Source organism: Methylobacterium sp. AC315, assembly GCF_979253755.1.
Genome location: NZ_CEEDEA010000130.1, coordinates 1 through 241, shown reverse-complemented (window position 1 = coordinate 241; position 241 = coordinate 1). Strand labels below are relative to the sequence as shown.

Annotated in this window: 1 pseudogene; it reads right to left on the bottom strand. The window is 74.7% G+C overall.

What is annotated here, in order from left to right:
- Positions 1-241 (bottom strand): annotated as a pseudogene (locus tag AC0IY0_RS28990) (hypothetical protein); the annotation flags it as partial.

The window sequence follows — 241 nt, the reverse complement described above, 5'->3', positions numbered from 1 at the left end:
GCCCGGAGGGGCGCCAGGAGATCGAGGTAGGCCGGATGCCGGGCCAGGCGTCGCGCCAGACGGCGGGTGGAGGCCTTGCCCGGGGCGTAACGCAGCCCGTCGGTCTTGTCGTCGTAGACCGACAGCTTCTCCGGCACGAGCACGTGAAGGCAGCGGATCCCGAGACGCTCCGCGCGCCGGGCCCGGGCTGCGATCAGCCGCGGCCAGCCGCGCAGGAGCAGCCAGTGCCGCAATCCGCCCC